Here is a 16542-nt window from a genome sequence, read left to right as displayed (position 1 = left end):
CTAATTAAATAAATACTTATATGATTTTTTGAATTTGGTATAACTAATTCATGTGATTTAAGTAAATGGAAATGTTCAATAACTATAGTCGAATCTATATATATTAGACATATGCTATATTTTATTTTACTTAAGCTATATGAATAGAATTTTACTGCTACTAACCCTTTTTCTGATTGGCAGCACCACCCTTAGCAGAGCGCAATCAGAACCAAGCCTCGGAAAATCTAACACTTTTGCAGTTTTAGGTTCAGGCTATGTGAGCAACACAGGTACCACCGGCGTTACAGGAGACGTGGGTATGGCGCCAACAGGTGTTTTCACAGACGATGGCGAGCTACTTGTTAAAGGTACCAGACACCTGGGTGTGCAATTGGCAACAGATGCCTTGCAAGACGCCCAGGCCGTTTACACATATTGGCGCAACGCGCCATCTGTGCCTTTTACAGATGCTGGCCTTAAAGCAAATGGCACCATGCCGGGTGTGTACCGCAGCAGCGGTAACGTAAACCTGGATGGTATCATTGTTTTAGATGGCAACGGAGATGTCAACTCTAAGTTTATCTTCATAATTGATGGCGACCTGACCACGCCGGCACCAAATCCGCCGGCTCCTGGTACAGGTCTTTTGCTGCAGAACGGTGCACAGCCCAAAAACATCTTCTGGATTGTTAAAGGCAACGTGAACCTTGGCGTGTCTACCAGCTTTCAGGGCACCATCATTTCAGAAGGAAATATCTTTCTGGACACTGGCGTGAACCTGATAGGCAGGGCCATTTCTCTGAAAGGCGGTGTCAGCCTGAACACAAACAATATTTTCCTTCCGAACATTATCATTGCTGACCTGAGCATAGGCAAAGTTGCAGCAGAGAAAGAGTATAAAGTTGGCGATGAGGTAACTTATACTATCACTGTGCAAAATGCCGGCCCTGGAGCCGCAACCAATGTGGTTGTAAGCGAAATCATACCTTCTGAGCTGGAATTTGTACGCGTTGAGAGTGCCACTGCCGGCAGCTACGACCCTGTAAGACATGAGTGGGTGATAAGCGAACTGGGCATAAACGAGTCGGCGGTGCTTAAAATAACCTTCAAGATTCTGGCCCCAGGCGAGATCGTGAACAAGGTTAAAGTGGGAGCCAACAACCCCGACCCTAAGCCAGGAAACAACGAAGGCGAAGACCCGATCATAGTTCCTGTTATCTCAGCAGACCTGAGTATTGTAAAAACAGCCAGCGGCGCACCTTATGTGGTGGGCGGAACTGTAACTTATACTATTGTAACAACCAACAACGGCCCTTATGCAGCCGAGAATGTGGTAGTAGACGAAATGCTGCCAAACTCTCTGGAACTGCTAAGCTATACTGTAAGCAAAGGAGCCTACGACCCGGTAACTGGCAAGTATACTGTTGGCACACTGGCAAAAGACGAGAAAGCCACGCTGACCATTGTAGCTAAAATATTAAAAGCCGGAGAGATTCTGAACACGGCAAGCGTGGGCACCACCACTCCGGACCCGAACCCAGGCAACAACATCGATCCGGAGCCGATTGAGGTGACATGCCCGGTGCCAACCCTGGCTATAGACGGCGGCGCAGCGCAGTGTGCTGAAACAGCCAATGTGACTTATACTGTTACCTCAATCCTGGGGGCTACCTACAACTTTGAGCTGACAGGTGGTTTAACAGAAGTATCCAGATCCGGAAACTCCATTACGGTTAATATAGGAACTGCTTCGGGCAAAGTGATTGCCAGTGTAACTGACCAGTGCGGAAAGACCTACACAGCAGAGAAAGAGGTTGTGGTAACTGCCACACCATCAGCGCCAACCATTGCAGGCAGTGCAAGTGTGTGCGCCAATACCAACGGCGTAACATACACAGCAGAGGGCACAGGAGACTCCTATGAGTGGGCATCTACAGGTGATGTGCAGATAGTTGGTGGCCAGAATGGCAAGACCGTAACGGTGAACATTGGTGCCAATGGCGGTACATTATCCGTGAAAACAAGCAACCAATGCTTTACCAGCGAGGCAACTACCATAACTATAACAACCAAAGTGCCACCGGTTGCTCCAACAGCTATAACAGGCGACCAGGAAGTATGCGTAGGCTCTGAGGTTAGTTACACAATACCAGAAGTTAGCGGTGCCACAACGTATAACTGGACAGTGCCTGCAGGATGGGTAATTGTGAGCGGCGGCGGAACTACCACGATCAAGGTAACGGCCGGAACTGCAGGAGGAACGATTGGGGTAGCTGCTAAGAATGAATGTGGTGAGAGTGCCAGCACAAGCCTTGCAGTTAATGTAAAAGACAAGCCGGTTGCCCCTACGGCTATAAGCGGAGGCGGCAGCGCCTGCGCCGGACAGAGCGGATTTACATATACCATTGACCCGGTTAATGGAGCAACAAAGTATAACTGGAACGTGCCGGAAGGCTGGACTATCGTTAGCGGACAGGGCACTACAAGTATAACAGTAACGGCAGGCACAGCGGGTGGCAACATTACGGTAACAGCTGAAAACGAGTGCGGAACCAGTTCGCCAGCCACCATGCCGCTAACTGTAAGTAAAACCCCGGATGCACCGGCAAGTATAACTGGCGGAGCCAATGTATGTCTCGGCTCAACACAAACTTATACTGTAAGTGGCGTAGCAGGTGCATCTGAGTACAACTGGACTGTGCCGGAAGGATGGACGATCGTAAGCGGGCAAGGTACGGGCACGATCACGGTAACCGTAGGTAGCAATGCAGGCAATGTTTCGGTAACAGCTTCTAATGCCTGCGGTACAAGCTCTGCGGCAACCAAAGCTGTAACAATTAAAACACCACCAACTAAGCCTGGTGCCATCTCTGGCCCATCTGCTTCATGCGGAAACACCGGCGACCTGACTTATACCATAGATCCTGTGAACGGAGCCACTGGCTATACCTGGTCTGTGCCGCAGGGCTGGGTGATCGAGAGTGGTCAGGGCACTACTACCATCAAGGTAAAGGCCGGCACCAACTCAGGCGATGTGACTGTAACAGCTGAGAACGAGTGTGGCGCAAGCGAAGCCAGCGTTTATACTACAACTGTAAACAACGTGCCGCAAGCTCCATTAACCATCAACGGCAGCCACGGCTCCTGCCTGGGTTCTACCCTGACCTACAGCGTGGATGGCGTAGCAGGCGCAACAGGTTATACCTGGACAGTGCCAGCAGGATGGACAATTAACAGCGGCCAGGGCAGCAGCACCATTGAAGTAACGGTAGGCAACGGTTCCGGACAGATAACAGTAGCTGGTACAAATGCCTGTGGCCAGGGTGCAACTGCAAAACTTGACGTAGCGCCGGCACCTGTTCCGGCAGCGCCAGGCGCAATAGAAGGACCAAACGCAACCTGTACCAACACTCAGAACCTGACTTACAGCATTGCAGTGTTAACAGGTGGCGACAAGTATAACTGGACTGTGCCGGAAGGCTGGACGATCGTAAGTGGCCAGGGTACCATAAGCATTACGGTGAACGCAGGTACAAACGGAGGTGAGGTAAGCGTAACAGCCACAAATGATTGCGGCACCAGCGCAGCCAGCAAGCTTACGGTAAACGTAACGGCACCGCCAACCGCACCAGTGGCTATCAAAGACCAGAGCATCCTGTGTGGAGGCCTTGAGTATGCCATAGACGGTGTAGCAGGCGCCACAGACTATACCTGGACTGTACCGGCTGGATTCACCATCGTGTCAGGCCAGGGTACCACCACCATCAAGGTGAAAATGGATGACCCGAATGCCTTTGGCCAGGTAAGTGTGATGGCAAACAACGGCACCTGCTCGGGGCCTGCCGCCAGCCTGCCAATCGACAAGACCAAGATACAGGGCGACCTAAACTTCCCGAAAGCCTTTAGCCCGAACGGCGATGGCAAAAACGACACCTGGGTAATTGAGAACCTGCTGAAATACCCTAAGAATCAGGTGGTGATCTTCAACCGCTGGGGTTCAGAAGTATACAAAAAGGACAATTATCAGAACGACTGGAACGGTAATAAACTGGAGGCCGGCACCTACTTCTACAGAGTAAGCGTGACCATGTGCGACGGAGCAGACAAAGTATTTACCGGGTACGTGACCATATTCCGCTAACAGTATTCTTATCAAACAGATAAAGAAAAGACAATGAGATTATTTTACACCCTGCTGGCCCTACTGCTTGCCTATGGAGCTAGTGCCCAGCAAAACCCACAGTACTCGCAGTACATCTTTAACAGCATGAACATTAACCCGGCCTACACGGGCAGCAAAGGCGTGCTTAACCTCAACGCGTTCCACCGCTCGCAGTGGACGGGCATTGAGGGGGCACCAGCCACACAGTCGCTGGCTGTGGATGGCATTGCGGCCAATAACAGGCTGGGCATAGGCCTTGGCCTGACCCGGGACAAGATCGGTGCGCAGTCGCAGCTTTCGGCTTATGCAAACCTGGCAGTAAAGCTGCAGGTAAGCGAGAAAGGCATCTTTAGCCTGGGCCTTGCCCCTGGCCTTGTACAGCACACACTGGATGGCACCGCTTTAGGCATAGACGATGACCCTACCATACCGTCTGGGAAAGAGACAAGTATAAAGCCTGACGTAAAAGTTGGAGCCTACTTTCACACAGAGCGTTTCTATGCGGGCCTTTCTGCCTCGGACCTGTTGCAGTTTAAGGATATGCAGTACATAGAGCCGGAGCGCCACTACTACTTTACCACTGGCTATGTATTTGACCTGGGCAGCTTTGTAAAGGTAAAGCCTAGCGTACTGGTAAAAGAAGACTTTAAAGCACCTGCCAACGTAGACTTTAATGCCTTTATCTTACTAGGTAACAAGCTTTGGCTGGGCAGCTCGTACCGCACCAGCATAAACATCTTCAATAACAAGTCTGATCTGGAGTATGCCAATAAGCGCACAGCGGTGGCCCTGATCGCAGAGCTGCAAATACACAGATCGCTGCGCCTGGGATATGCCTACGACAAAATGCTGAATGACCTGAACGGGTTTAACACGCACGAGATCTCTGTTGGCTATTACTTCTTCAAAAAGCAGGACACAAGAATTATCACGCCGCAGTATTTTTAATCATAAGCCCTATATACGATGAACTATAAATCTACACCCTTATACTTTGTAATAGCGGCCATGATGGGCCTGAGCGTAAATGCCCAGGCGCAAACAGAGCTGAAGAAGGCGAACAAGCAGTACGAGAACTATGAGTTTGCCCTTGCCCTGGATAATTACCAACTGGCCATCCAGAAAAAAGAACCGAACCTGGCAACCATGCAGCGCATTGCAGATGCCTTCCGGCTAACACGCCAGAACCAGAAAGCTGAAGAATGGTATGCCAAAGTAGTGCAGCAGGAAGGCCACGACGCCATGAGTTTATACTATTATGCGGAGGCGCTGCGCAGCAACGGCAAGTACGAAGAGGCCAAAAACAACTATGACCTTTGGGCTAAGGCAATGCCAGAAAAAAATGAAAAGGCACAGGAACTGATCGCCGCCTGCGACAGAGCCATGGTATGGGCCAGCAAACCTGCAGCAGCCACTGTGGAACCTGTAGAAAGTATAAACATGCCTGGCTTCTCTGAGTTTAGCCCTATGCAGTATGGCAAGCAGATCATCTTCACCTCTGACCGAGGGTTGCAGAATAGCAAAAAAGCCGATGTATATGGCTGGACAGGCCGTCCATACCTGCAGTTGTTTACAGCACAGCAGGACGAGGCCGGTAACTGGGGCTCTCCAAAAGCCCTCGAAGAGGTGATAAACACGGATTACCATAACGCCACCGCCTCTGCCACAGAAGACGGCAAGACTTTATACTTTACCAGAACACACATGGTGCCCAAGCGTAAGCCAGGCAATCCTGATCCTACCAGTTGGGTGAAAGAACCTGAAGTAAAGGAGTTTGTGAACCGCCTGGAGATATTCACCGCTGAAAAACAGGGCAATACCTGGACAAATATTAAACCTTTTGCATATAATAAGGTAGAAGAGTATTCAGTGGGCCACCCGGCCATTTCACCGGATGGTAAGGTGCTATACTTTGCCTCCGATATGGAAGGCACTTTAGGGGATACTGACATCTTTTACAGCGTAAAGCAGGCCGATGGCAGCTGGGGAAAACCGGTAAATGCCGGGCCAACCATCAATACCCCTGCCCGCGAAAGCTTCCCGTATGTAGATGCAGAAGGCAGGCTATACTTTTCATCAGACGGGCACATGGGCTTTGGTGGCCTGGATGTGTTTGAGGCAGAGGGAGCTCACGGCAACTGGGTAAAAGTAAGGAATGTGGGTGCGCCTATAAACTCATCGAAGAACGACTACGGCATTATGTTTACCAAAGCCGGCGAAGAGGGCCTTTTCTCCTCCAACCGCGACTCTGAGAATGGCACCGAGGATATTTATTCCTTTAAAATGCTGAAGCGGCCTGTTGTGATAAAGCTTATCTCGCTGGAGCGTAAACAAAACGACCAGAAGCGAAATATGGAGGTTCCGCTGCCGAATGCAAAAATAGTGGTGGCCCAAAAGAACCTAAACGATTCGGCTGTGGTTATCACAAATGAGAGGGGGCAGTATTTTATGGATGCCCGCCGTGGCGATGAGTTCACGCTGCTGGGCACCAAGGACGGATACCTGACGCAAAAGGTATCGGCCCAAATACCGGCCACCGCCGGAGACACGGTGCAAATAGCAATGCTGTTCGATAAAAATGAGCTTGACAGGGCTATTGTACTGGAAAACATCTACTACGATCTGGATAAATGGGATATCAGGCAGGATGCCGCCACTGAGCTGGATAAGCTGGTAACGGTGCTCAAGAATAACCCTAAGGTGAAGATAGAGATGAGCTCACACACCGATAGCCGCGAAAGCGTACAGTATAACATAGCGTTATCGGAGCGCAGGGCAAAAGCAGCCGTGGACTACCTGGTATCGCAGGGGATAGACAGAAACAGGCTTAAGGCCAAAGGCTACGGCAAATCGAGGTTGGTTAATGGCTGCGCCGATGGCGTAGAGTGTTCAGAAGAAGAGCACCAGCTAAACCGCCGAACTGAATTCAGGATTATCAAATAATTGATATAAAGATTCTCATTAGCTTTCATAGTTTGGAAAGGCTCCGCAGGTTCTGTCGGAGCTTTTTTTCTTTTATACCCTTAGCAACGTATACTTGCTGCTGCACACAACCATGAATTGGTAAAACAAGCAGGAACGTTTGTGTGAACAATAGGCCGCCAGGTACGTTTTCTGTAAGCAATACCACCCTTACCATGAAGCTAAAACTACTGACCTTTACCCTCTTTTTACTGCTGCCACAGTTGGTCTGTGCCCAAAATATACTTAGAGGCCTTGTGCTTGATGCTGAAACGGCCTTGCCTCTGGAGGGTGTGACTATCACAGCCAACACCGGTGAGCAGGCTTATACTTCATCAGATGGTGCATTCAGCTTGGCAATATCACCTGCTGCCAACCTGATTGTTTTTAATTTGATCGGCTACAAGTCGCAAAGTATAGAATTACCGCTTGATGAACGGGAACTGAAGGTGTTGCTAATGCCTGATGCCGCAAAGCTACAGGAGGTGACTATAACAGGCTACGAAACCAACAGGCCGCTGCTGCAAACTGCCGGGGCCATCAGCATCGTGGACAGGGAAAGTATAACACGCTTCGACGAAAGCTCGGTGGTAAGGGCAGTAAACACCGTACCCGGCGTGCGCATGGAAGAAAGGGCACCTGCAAGTTACAGGCTGTCTGTCAGGGGGAGCACCTTGCGTTCACCGTATGGCATCCGTAACGTGAAAGTATACTTTGACGGCATTCCGTTTACCGAGGCCAACGGCACCACTGCACTTAACCTCTTGGATGCGGCCAACATCGGCAGCATCGAGATACTGAAAGGACCTGCAGGCAGCATTTATGGGGCGGGTACAGGAGGAACAGTTTTGCTGGAGCCACGCAGGGCCGCCCCCGGCGAAAGGTCTTTGCAGGTAGGCACTATTACAGGCTCGTATGGTTTCCGGAAGTATAACGCAACAGCAAGTATAGGCGCAGAGAACAGCAGTTTACTAGTGCAGTACACCAGGCAGAAGTATGACGGATACCGGGAACATTCGGCTATGGACCGCGATGTGTTGCTGGTCTCATCTGAATTCAGGCCTTCTACGAAACGAACGATCAACGCAAACCTTCTTTACACAGATCTATACTATGAGTTACCCGGCGGACTCACGCTGGAACAGTACAACCAGAACCCCAGGCAGGCCCGTGGTGGACAGTTTGGTAGTGTTAGACAAAACGCCTTCATCGATCTGGAAGGAATAAACATTGGCCTGAAGCAGGAATACAGGTTCAATGAAAAGCTACGCAATACCACAGCCGTGTATGGACTGCACAAGTTCAAGGATAACCCATTTAACACCGATTATGAACGCAACACAAACCAGGAGATCGGGGGGCGTAGCAGCTTTACTTATACCACTCGTATCGGAAGTATAGGCTCAAGTTTTACCTTAGGCGCAGAGTTTCAGAGGGGCTTTGAGGCGGCCCGCACTTATGATAATATTGGTGGCGTGCCCGGTAATTTACGCACCGATGACGAAGTAACGGCCACAACCGGGTTTGCCTTTGCCCAGGCAGTACTGGAGCTGCCTGCCGATATAATTGCCACAGCTGCCCTTAGCCTGAATGATACAAAGTATAAAATTGTTCGTCTGCAGCAGGTAAGCAGCGGTGATTACAGGTTTAACAGAAATTTTGAGGCTGTGCTATCTCCCAGGCTCTCGTTGCTAAAACAACTCTCAAACCGGGTTTCTGCACACGCAAGTTTAAGCTCAGGCTTCTCTCCTCCTACCGAAGAGGAGATTCTGACATCTGATGGTGCCTTAAACAATGATCTAGAGGCTGAAAAAGGCACTAACTATGAGGCCGGAATCAGGGGCTTTGCCGGAAAACTAAGCTTTGACGTGGTGGGTTTTTACTTCCGTTTAAAGGAAACCATCGTGAGCAGGCAGGATGTGTCGAGTGTGGCGGTTTTTGGGAATGTGGGGGCCACCAGCCAGAAAGGGTTGGAGGTACAAACGGCTTATACTTTGCTAGAGCAGCCAACACAACAAGTAAGCTCGGTTAAAGTATGGAGCAGCTATACTTACAGCCATTTCAGGTTCAAAGATTATCAGAAAAATGAAGAAGACCTGTCTGGGAACAAGTTAACCGGCGTGGCGCCGCATGTTGTGGCGGCTGGGCTTGATGCGGTAACTAAAATGGGCCTGTACTTAAACCTTACCTCTAATTATGTAAGTAAACTACCCCTAAACGATGCAAACACCGTTTTTGCAGACAACTACTTTATACTTGGGGCCAGGGCAGGTATTAAGCGCTCCTTGGGTAAAAACATAGAATTGGAGGTGTTTGGCGGAGCGGATAACCTTACAGACAAAAAGTATAGTTTGGGGAATGACTTAAATGCTTTCGGGGGACGTTTCTTTCAGCCTGCACCTAACCGCAACTACTATGGTGGACTTACCCTTAAGTATAAACTATAAGTATGCTTAGCGCCAGGTGCTCGGTACAGGCGGAAACTGCGACATTACCCGCGCCACCGATTTATTGATGCGGTCAATGTCTATCGTTACCGGGTCTAATTCTGCATCCAGAGCACCTCTCCACACAACCCGGTTCGTATTCGCATCTATCAGGTCTATCACCAGTGAGCCGGGCCTGAACTGGGCAATGTTTTTAAATTCCTGCAACGTATCGCCGTTGTAGCGGAAACGGTAACCATACCAATAGCTGTATCCATAGCCAAAATTCGGATTTACAAAGTTGATGCCGGCAAGATCTTGTGGAGCGGTCACGGCAATGTCATAGGCTACGATCAAACCCGGGTTGCTTACATCCGGGGTAATGCCGTTTTTTACAAGCTCACTGGCAATGGCTTCTTTCACGCGTTGGTCTACCAGGGTGCTGTACAGCAGGCCACCGCTACCTTGTTTCGGGGCGGGTACTTCGGCGGGGTGCCAGGCAAAGGTCTGGTATACTTTAAAATTGGCAGACGGATCAAAGGTTGACTGCACAGCTACGGTTGGGGCACAGGCTGTGCAGAAAAGTATAGCCAGAAGTGTAACAGTTGCTTTAAAACCGATTAAGGCAATCTTTGAAAGTGACGTCATTGGTTTAGCTGTAGAATGCTCTTTGGGTAACTATACGCTACCAAAGGGTTTACGGCTAAACAACGGGTATTGGGGAATGTTTAGTATAGCCTGGAGAGACCCGTGGTTACTGCTTTCCGCGTTTTTTGGGTTGTTGCAGGGCAAGTTCTTTGTTCATCCAGTTTTCCAGTGCCGCTGTCATTGGTTCGGCATCCACGGCAGGGGCTGCCAGTATGTCCGCCGGGTTTTCCTGTGTGTTGTCTCCGAACAGGTAGCCGGTAGCAGGTAGTGCCGTCAAGTGCTGCTTGGTAAGTGCATTGCTCTCTTCTGCAAGCTGTTTGTTCGGATTTTTCCCTTCCAGCACCTGATTGTATTGGGCCGTGGTCAGGATAGTATTAGAAAAATGAAGTGAAAGGCTGTTGAAAGCAGCAACCTGTGCCGATGCCTGCGAGGATATTACTAGTAGGATTACCAGAGTAAGTACCGCAGTTAGCATTTTCTTCATAACTAATATTGTTTTTGTTCAGGGTTTTTGTTTTGACGGCACAAAGGTATAAAACCAAATTATATTTACATAGCCCTTTTTATATATTTTGTTAAATGTATACTTTAGAAAATGCTATGGTTTGATATGTAAATGGTATTTTATCTTGTGGTGTTTGCTATGTTACGGGTTTAAACAATTTTAGATGCTATAAAAGTATAACTTTTACTGTTTAAACTTTTTTGCTGGTTTTTTTGAGATAATTGCTAGAGTGATAAGGAATTAATGTAAGAACAGGCAACATGTGCAAAAAAAAGCCTGACCACATGGGTCAGGCTTTCTTAAAATATAATGTTGGAGCTGGATTAGCCGATAGCTACCATCTCGTTCTCATTCTCATTGTATGCCTCGATCGGTGCGCAAGAGCAAACCAGGTTACGGTCGCCGTAGGCGCTGTCGATGCGGCTAACGGTTGGCCATACTTTGTTATCGCGCAGGAAAGCCATCGGGAACACAGCCTTCTCACGGGAGTAAGGTCTCTCCCAGTTCTCAACAAGCGCTACGCGTTGCGTATGCGGCGCATTCTTTAGCACGTTGTCTTTCTGGTCAGCTTTGCCCGCTTCAATCTCACGTATCTCCTCACGGATAGAGATCATCACATCGCAGAATCTGTCCAGTTCTTCCTGTGCTTCAGATTCGGTTGGCTCTACCATCAGCGTACCCGCAACCGGGAACGATACAGTTGGCGCATGGAAACCATAGTCCATTAAACGTTTCGCGATATCCTCTACCTCTACGCCATACTTCTTGAACTCACGGCAATCCAGGATCATCTCGTGCGCACAACGGCCCTTAGAGCCAACGTAAAGTACAGGGTAGTGCTGCTCCAGGCGAGCTTTGATATAATTGGCGTTAAGTATGGCAATCTTAGTAGCTTCTGTCAAACCTTCGCCGCCCATCATGGCAATGTAAGCATAAGAAATCGGCAGAATCGAAGCAGAACCCCAAGGCGCTGCCGAAACCGCATTAATGGCATCCTTACGACCCAGATCTACCACAGCGTGGCCCGGCAGGAACGGAGCCAGGTCTTTTACCACACCGATCGGGCCCATGCCAGGACCACCGCCACCGTGAGGTATACAGAACGTCTTGTGCAGGTTCAAGTGGCAAACGTCGGCACCAATGTGCGCCGGAGAAGTCAAACCTACCTGGGCGTTCATGTTGGCACCGTCCATGTATACACGGCCACCGTTGTCATGTATGATCTGGCAGATCTCGATGATAGACTCCTCATAAACACCGTGTGTAGATGGGTAGGTCACCATTAAGCAAGACAGCTCATTCTTATACTGCTCTGCTTTTGCGCGCAGGTCAGCTACGTCAATGTTACCTTTCTCGTCGCACTTCACGATCACCACTTTCATACCGGCCATTACAGCAGAGGCTGGGTTAGTGCCGTGTGCAGAAGATGGGATGAGTGAAATGTTACGGTGATGATCGCCACGCGACTCGTGGTACGCACGGATAACCATCAGGCCGGCATACTCGCCCTGAGCACCAGAGTTCGGCTGCAACGATACCGCATCGAAACGGGTGATCTCGCAAAGCCATGCTTCCAGGTCTTTAAAGATCTGCGCATAACCTTTTGTCTGGTCTGCCGGAGCAAACGGGTGTAACTGCCCGATCTCTGGCCATGTAACCGGGATCATCTCGGCAGTTGCATTCAGCTTCATGGTGCAAGAGCCCAAAGAGATCATCGAGTGAACCAGAGAAATATCCTTGTTCTCCAGGTGCTTCATGTAGCGCAGGATCTCGTGCTCAGAGTGGTGCTTGTTAAACACTTCGTGCGTCAGGTACTCACTTGTACGAATCAGCTTATCTGACCAGGTGATTTCAGTCTCTTCTGGTAAAGCATCTATACTTAACACATCAGCAGACTTGCCAGCCACTTTCGCAAACACGGCAAGTATAGCTTTCACATCTGCCAGGTTGGTGTTCTGGTGAAGCGAAATACCGATGTTGTTCTCTCCGAAGTAACGGAAGTTGATACCTGCCGCCTCAGCCTCTGTACGGATAGCATTTACAAGCTCAGCACTCTCAACAGCGATCTTCAGCGTATCGAAATACTGCTCGTTCTGCTGCTCAAAGCCCAGGGCTTTCAATCCGTTCTCCAACTGCTGCGCTAAGGCGTGTGTGTTAAGGCCGATATACTTCAGGCGACGTGGGCCGTGATAAACGGCATACATACCTGCGATAACAGCCAACAGTACCTGTGCCGTACAGATGTTAGAAGTTGCTTTCTCGCGGCGGATGTGCTGCTCACGTGTCTGCAGGGCCATGCGGTACGCTTTGTTACCGGCAGCATCCACAGAAATACCAATGATACGACCCGGGATCACACGCTTGAAGGCGTCTTTTGTAGCAAAGTAACCTGCGTGCGGACCACCGTAACCCATTGGCACACCAAAGCGCTGCGTAGTACCTACTACAGCGTCAGCGCCCATCTCACCTGGAGGTGTTAATAATGTAAGCGAAAGGATATCAGCTGCAACAGCTACTAAAGCCTCGTTCGCATGCGCCTTCGCTATAAAGTCAGTATAATCAAATATGGCACCGTCGGCGGCAGGGTACTGCACCAGGGCACCAAACAATGTATCGTCAGAGAAATCAACCTCACGGTGGTCTCCGATTACCAGCTCAATACCGATTGGTGTAGCGCGCGATGCCAGTACATCGATCGTCTGTGGCAACACCTGCTCCGATACAAAGAAACGGTTGGCGTTCTTACAAGTGCCTTTACGGTTTGCATAGAACATACCCATGGCCTCAGCGGCAGCAGTACCTTCGTCCAGCAACGATGCGTTGGCGATCTCCATACCTGTCAGGTCCATCACCATCGTCTGGTAATTGATCAGTGCCTCTAGGCGGCCCTGCGCGATCTCAGCCTGATAAGGCGTATAAGCGGTATACCAACCCGGGTTCTCCATAATATTGCGAAGTATAACCGGAGGAAGTATGGTATCGTTGTAGCCCAGGCCAATGTAAGACTTGTATACTTTGTTCTGCTTCGCGATCTGGGAGAACTGGTTCAGGAACTCAGTCTCTGTCAGGGCTGCTGGCAGGTCAAGTGGTCTTTTCAGTCGGATGGCGGCCGGTACGGTCTCATCAATCAGTTGGTCCAGCGAGTCTACCCCGATGGTTTTAAGCATATCCTGCATTTGCTCTTTGTCAGGGCCGTTGTGGCGCTCCTTAAACACGTCTGCAGGTTTAGTTTTAAATATCATAACAATGATTTATAGACTGGGAATAATGGGTTTAGCTACTCAATGGATTGGCGAAGCGCTGCTTTGCCTCTTATTTTCTGCAAAGTAATAGTAAATGTTTCTTATATTGAAGCATCAAGGCCAAATAGTTAGGTCTTAATCATCTATACTTATATATAATAGGTGTAAGAGGAGAAAGCCCGATAACTATAATATAAAGCCACAGATGTCCCTTTTTGTTTATTCAGCCTAACAAAAAAATCAGCTTAACAATTCAAGCGTATCCCATCCATGAGCAAGCTTAGAATCGGAATCATAAAAGAAGGAAAGATACCTGTAGATAAACGTGTGCCCTTAACGCCTAAAAAATGCGTGGAGGCTATTCAGGAGTTTCCCGAACTTGAGATAGTGGTGCAGCCTAGTGATATCCGCTGCTTTACTGATGAAGAGTATACAGAGCTGGGTATTCCTTTGCAACAAGACCTAAGCGACTGCGATGTGCTGATGGGGGTTAAGGAAGTGCCCGTTGATCAACTTATTCCTGATAAGACATACTTCTTCTTTTCTCATACTATAAAGAAGCAACCCCACAACGCAAAACTATTGCGTGCCATACTCGAAAAGAACATCACTTTAATAGATTACGAAACCCTGACATCGGCCAACGGGCAGCGCTTAGTTGCATTTGGCTATTATGCTGGGGTGGTGGGTGCTTATAATGGTATATTGACTTATGGTAAAAAGCACAGGCTGTTTAATCTGAAGCCGGCATACCAATGTCTTGAAAAGGAAGACATGCAGGAAGAGTATTTTAAAGTAAAGCTTCCGCCTATTAAAATAGCAATAACCGGAGGCGGGCGTGTGGCAAGCGGCGCGATGGAGGTGCTGGATAAAATGGGTATCCGGAAGGTTAGCGTGTTCGACTATTTATATAAGCAGTTCACGGAGCCAGTGTATGCCCAACTCCGCTCCGGCGATTATAATGCACGGCCAGACGTAGAAGTATGGGACTCGCCGGATTTTTACGCAAATCCACACTTATATAAGAGTACCTTCCGGAAATTTACTAAAGTAACGGATCTGTTGTTGGCCTGTGCATACTGGGACCCGCGTGCGCCAAAGCTCTTTACGGAAGAGGAAACGCGTCAGCCGGGTTTTAAAATTGATACCATAGCCGATATTACCTGCGATGTGGATGGATCTATACCTACAACCAAGCGTGCTACAACAATTCCGGAACCAGCCTACGACTATAACCCTGAAACAGGAGAAATAGAGCCGCCTTATAGCCGAAAAGAGAATATAACTATAATGGCTGTAGACAACCTGCCTTGTGAGCTTCCAAGAAATGCCTCACGCGAATTCGGTAGGCATTTAATAGATCACGTATTCCCACAGTTCTTTAATGGAGACAAAGAAGGAATACTGGAGAGAGCTACTATAGCAAAAGCCGGCAAGCTTACAGAAAGGTACAGTTACCTACAGGATTATGCAGATGGGGCTAAGGCCGACAGTGCAGTAACTAATGAAGAGAGGCAAAGAATACTATGAAGCTATTAAAGATAAATAGGGAGCATTATTGATAATAACTGATAAGTATAAGGCCAATAAACTGAAATTCGAAGGCTAGAAGATAAGTGCATAAACAACAATGAAAATAATTGGCTTAATTGTCAGATAGTTGACGTTTATTAGTTGCGTTTTTATTCCATACCCCTTGCGTCATCGGAAACTCTTCTTACCTTTGCATCCCGGTTCGGCAGGGACGGGGCGAAAGAGAGAATGAGAGGGGAGGCCGGAAAGCGCCGCCGCATGGCCATGAGGGCTGTTTTTTAGGCTGGGACGGCCGAAAAAAAAGTTTCGAAAAAAGCTTGCGGATCGGGAAACGCTTCTTACCTTTGCATCCCGGTTCCGAAAGAGGGCCGAGGGCGGAAATCGGGAAGAAAAGCTTTCCGAAAAAAACACTGAAAAAAGTTGCTGCGAAACGGAAAATGTTTCCTACCTTTGCAGCCCGCCCCGGAAGGAAGTTCCGGTTGGAGAGAGTGAAAAAAAAGATTGAAAAAAGTTTTGGATATCAAGTAAAAGATTCCGAACTTTGCACCCCGCAAACGAGCGGGGTTAAATAAAAGAGACAGCGCACAACGGTGGCGCTCAGGCGAAGAGGGAAGCTCTTCGGCAAGTTCTTTGAGAGATTGCAAGAGACAGATAGCACAAGAAAAGAAAAGTTGATTCGCCCTCTTCTTTATGGGGGAGGGCAGCAAGAGGCCGGGGTCTGACAGACACATTGAAGCATTTTGCTTCGCAAATTCTTTTACAATGGAGAGTTTGATCCTGGCTCAGGATGAACGCTAGCGGCAGGCCTAATACATGCAAGTCGAACGGGTCAAGGGGCTTCGGTCCCTTGGCTAGTGGCGCACGGGTGCGTAACGCGTATGCAACCTACCTTCCACAGGGGGATAGCCCGGGGAAACCCGGATTAATACCGCATGACACAACGGGGTGGCATCACCTTTTTGTCAAAGCTGAGGCGGTGGAAGATGGGCATGCGTGCCATTAGCTAGATGGCGGGGTAACGGCCCACCATGGCGACGATGGCTAGGGGTTCTGAGAGGATGGTCCCCCACACTGGTACTGAGA

9 protein-coding genes and 1 rRNA gene are annotated in these 16542 nt (G+C 49.0%); 7 read left to right on the top strand and 3 right to left on the bottom strand.

Annotated elements, in window-relative coordinates; translation table 11 throughout:
* The first annotated feature begins 139 nt into the window (after positions 1 to 139).
* The 4 genes from AC4BAP_RS00050 (at position 140) to AC4BAP_RS00035 (ending at position 9552) form a co-directional block, all read left to right on the top strand.
* Positions 140 to 4123: an ice-binding family protein gene (locus AC4BAP_RS00050; protein WP_490580561.1), complete on the top strand. Its 3984-nt coding sequence runs from the start codon at positions 140 to 142 to the stop codon at positions 4121 to 4123.
* A gap of 33 nt (positions 4124 to 4156) precedes the next feature.
* Positions 4157 to 5092, top strand: a complete 936-nt coding sequence (locus AC4BAP_RS00045; RefSeq protein ID WP_490580560.1) for a PorP/SprF family type IX secretion system membrane protein — start codon at positions 4157 to 4159, stop codon at positions 5090 to 5092.
* A gap of 18 nt (positions 5093 to 5110) precedes the next feature.
* Positions 5111 to 7087, top strand: coding sequence for an OmpA family protein (locus tag AC4BAP_RS00040; RefSeq protein WP_490580559.1), 1977 nt, complete (start codon positions 5111 to 5113; stop codon positions 7085 to 7087).
* 194 nt (positions 7088 to 7281) lie between these two features.
* The gene (locus tag AC4BAP_RS00035) at positions 7282 to 9552 is read left to right on the top strand and encodes a TonB-dependent receptor domain-containing protein (RefSeq protein WP_490580558.1); all 2271 of its coding nucleotides are present in this window, start codon (positions 7282 to 7284) and stop codon (positions 9550 to 9552) included.
* A 6-nt stretch (positions 9553 to 9558) separates the two neighbouring features.
* On the opposite strand, the gene AC4BAP_RS00030 is transcribed toward AC4BAP_RS00035, so the two are convergent.
* The 3 genes from AC4BAP_RS00030 to gcvP form a co-directional block, all read right to left on the bottom strand.
* Positions 9559 to 10179, bottom strand: coding sequence for a DUF4136 domain-containing protein (locus AC4BAP_RS00030; RefSeq protein WP_490580557.1), 621 nt, complete (start codon positions 10177 to 10179; stop codon positions 9559 to 9561).
* Positions 10180 to 10285: 106 nt separating this feature from the next.
* Entirely contained in the window at positions 10286 to 10663 is a 378-nt protein-coding gene (locus AC4BAP_RS00025; protein WP_490580556.1) for a hypothetical protein, read from the bottom strand.
* 344 nt (positions 10664 to 11007) lie between these two features.
* Positions 11008 to 13926: an aminomethyl-transferring glycine dehydrogenase gene (gene gcvP / locus AC4BAP_RS00020; RefSeq protein WP_490580555.1), complete on the bottom strand. Its 2919-nt coding sequence runs from the start codon at positions 13924 to 13926 to the stop codon at positions 11008 to 11010.
* Between the two features lie 270 nt (positions 13927 to 14196).
* On the opposite strand from gcvP, the gene AC4BAP_RS00015 reads away from it, so the two are divergent.
* The 3 genes from AC4BAP_RS00015 to AC4BAP_RS00005 all read left to right on the top strand — a co-directional run.
* Positions 14197 to 15456 carry an NAD(P)-dependent oxidoreductase gene (locus tag AC4BAP_RS00015; RefSeq protein WP_490580554.1) on the top strand — a complete coding sequence of 420 codons (1260 nt, stop codon included), beginning with the start codon at positions 14197 to 14199 and terminating at the stop codon, positions 15454 to 15456.
* A 320-nt stretch (positions 15457 to 15776) separates the two neighbouring features.
* Complete coding sequence (locus AC4BAP_RS00010; RefSeq protein WP_490580553.1) at positions 15777 to 16031, top strand: hypothetical protein; 255 nt, start codon at positions 15777 to 15779, stop codon at positions 16029 to 16031.
* 187 nt (positions 16032 to 16218) lie between these two features.
* Positions 16219 to 16542 (top strand): 16S ribosomal RNA (locus AC4BAP_RS00005); the annotation flags it as partial.

The organism is Pontibacter sp. GD7 (genome assembly GCF_058216375.1).
The sequence above is the reverse complement of the archived record's forward strand: the minus strand, read 5'-3'. Positions and strand labels throughout refer to the sequence as shown.

Excerpts from the sequence above, each read along its gene's own strand:
- AC4BAP_RS00045 (WP_490580560.1), top strand. The coding sequence starts at position 4,157 with ATGAGATTATTTTACACCCTGCTGGCCCTACTGCTTGCCTATGGAGCT.
- AC4BAP_RS00040 (WP_490580559.1), top strand. The coding sequence starts at position 5,111 with ATGAACTATAAATCTACACCCTTATACTTTGTAATAGCGGCCATGATG.
- AC4BAP_RS00030 (WP_490580557.1), bottom strand. The coding sequence starts at position 10,179 with ATGACGTCACTTTCAAAGATTGCCTTAATCGGTTTTAAAGCAACTGTT.
- AC4BAP_RS00035 (WP_490580558.1), top strand. The coding sequence starts at position 7,282 with ATGAAGCTAAAACTACTGACCTTTACCCTCTTTTTACTGCTGCCACAG.
- AC4BAP_RS00015 (WP_490580554.1), top strand. The coding sequence starts at position 14,197 with ATGAGCAAGCTTAGAATCGGAATCATAAAAGAAGGAAAGATACCTGTA.
- AC4BAP_RS00025 (WP_490580556.1), bottom strand. The coding sequence starts at position 10,663 with ATGAAGAAAATGCTAACTGCGGTACTTACTCTGGTAATCCTACTAGTA.
- gcvP (WP_490580555.1), bottom strand. The coding sequence starts at position 13,926 with ATGATATTTAAAACTAAACCTGCAGACGTGTTTAAGGAGCGCCACAAC.
- AC4BAP_RS00050 (WP_490580561.1), top strand. The coding sequence starts at position 140 with ATGAATAGAATTTTACTGCTACTAACCCTTTTTCTGATTGGCAGCACC.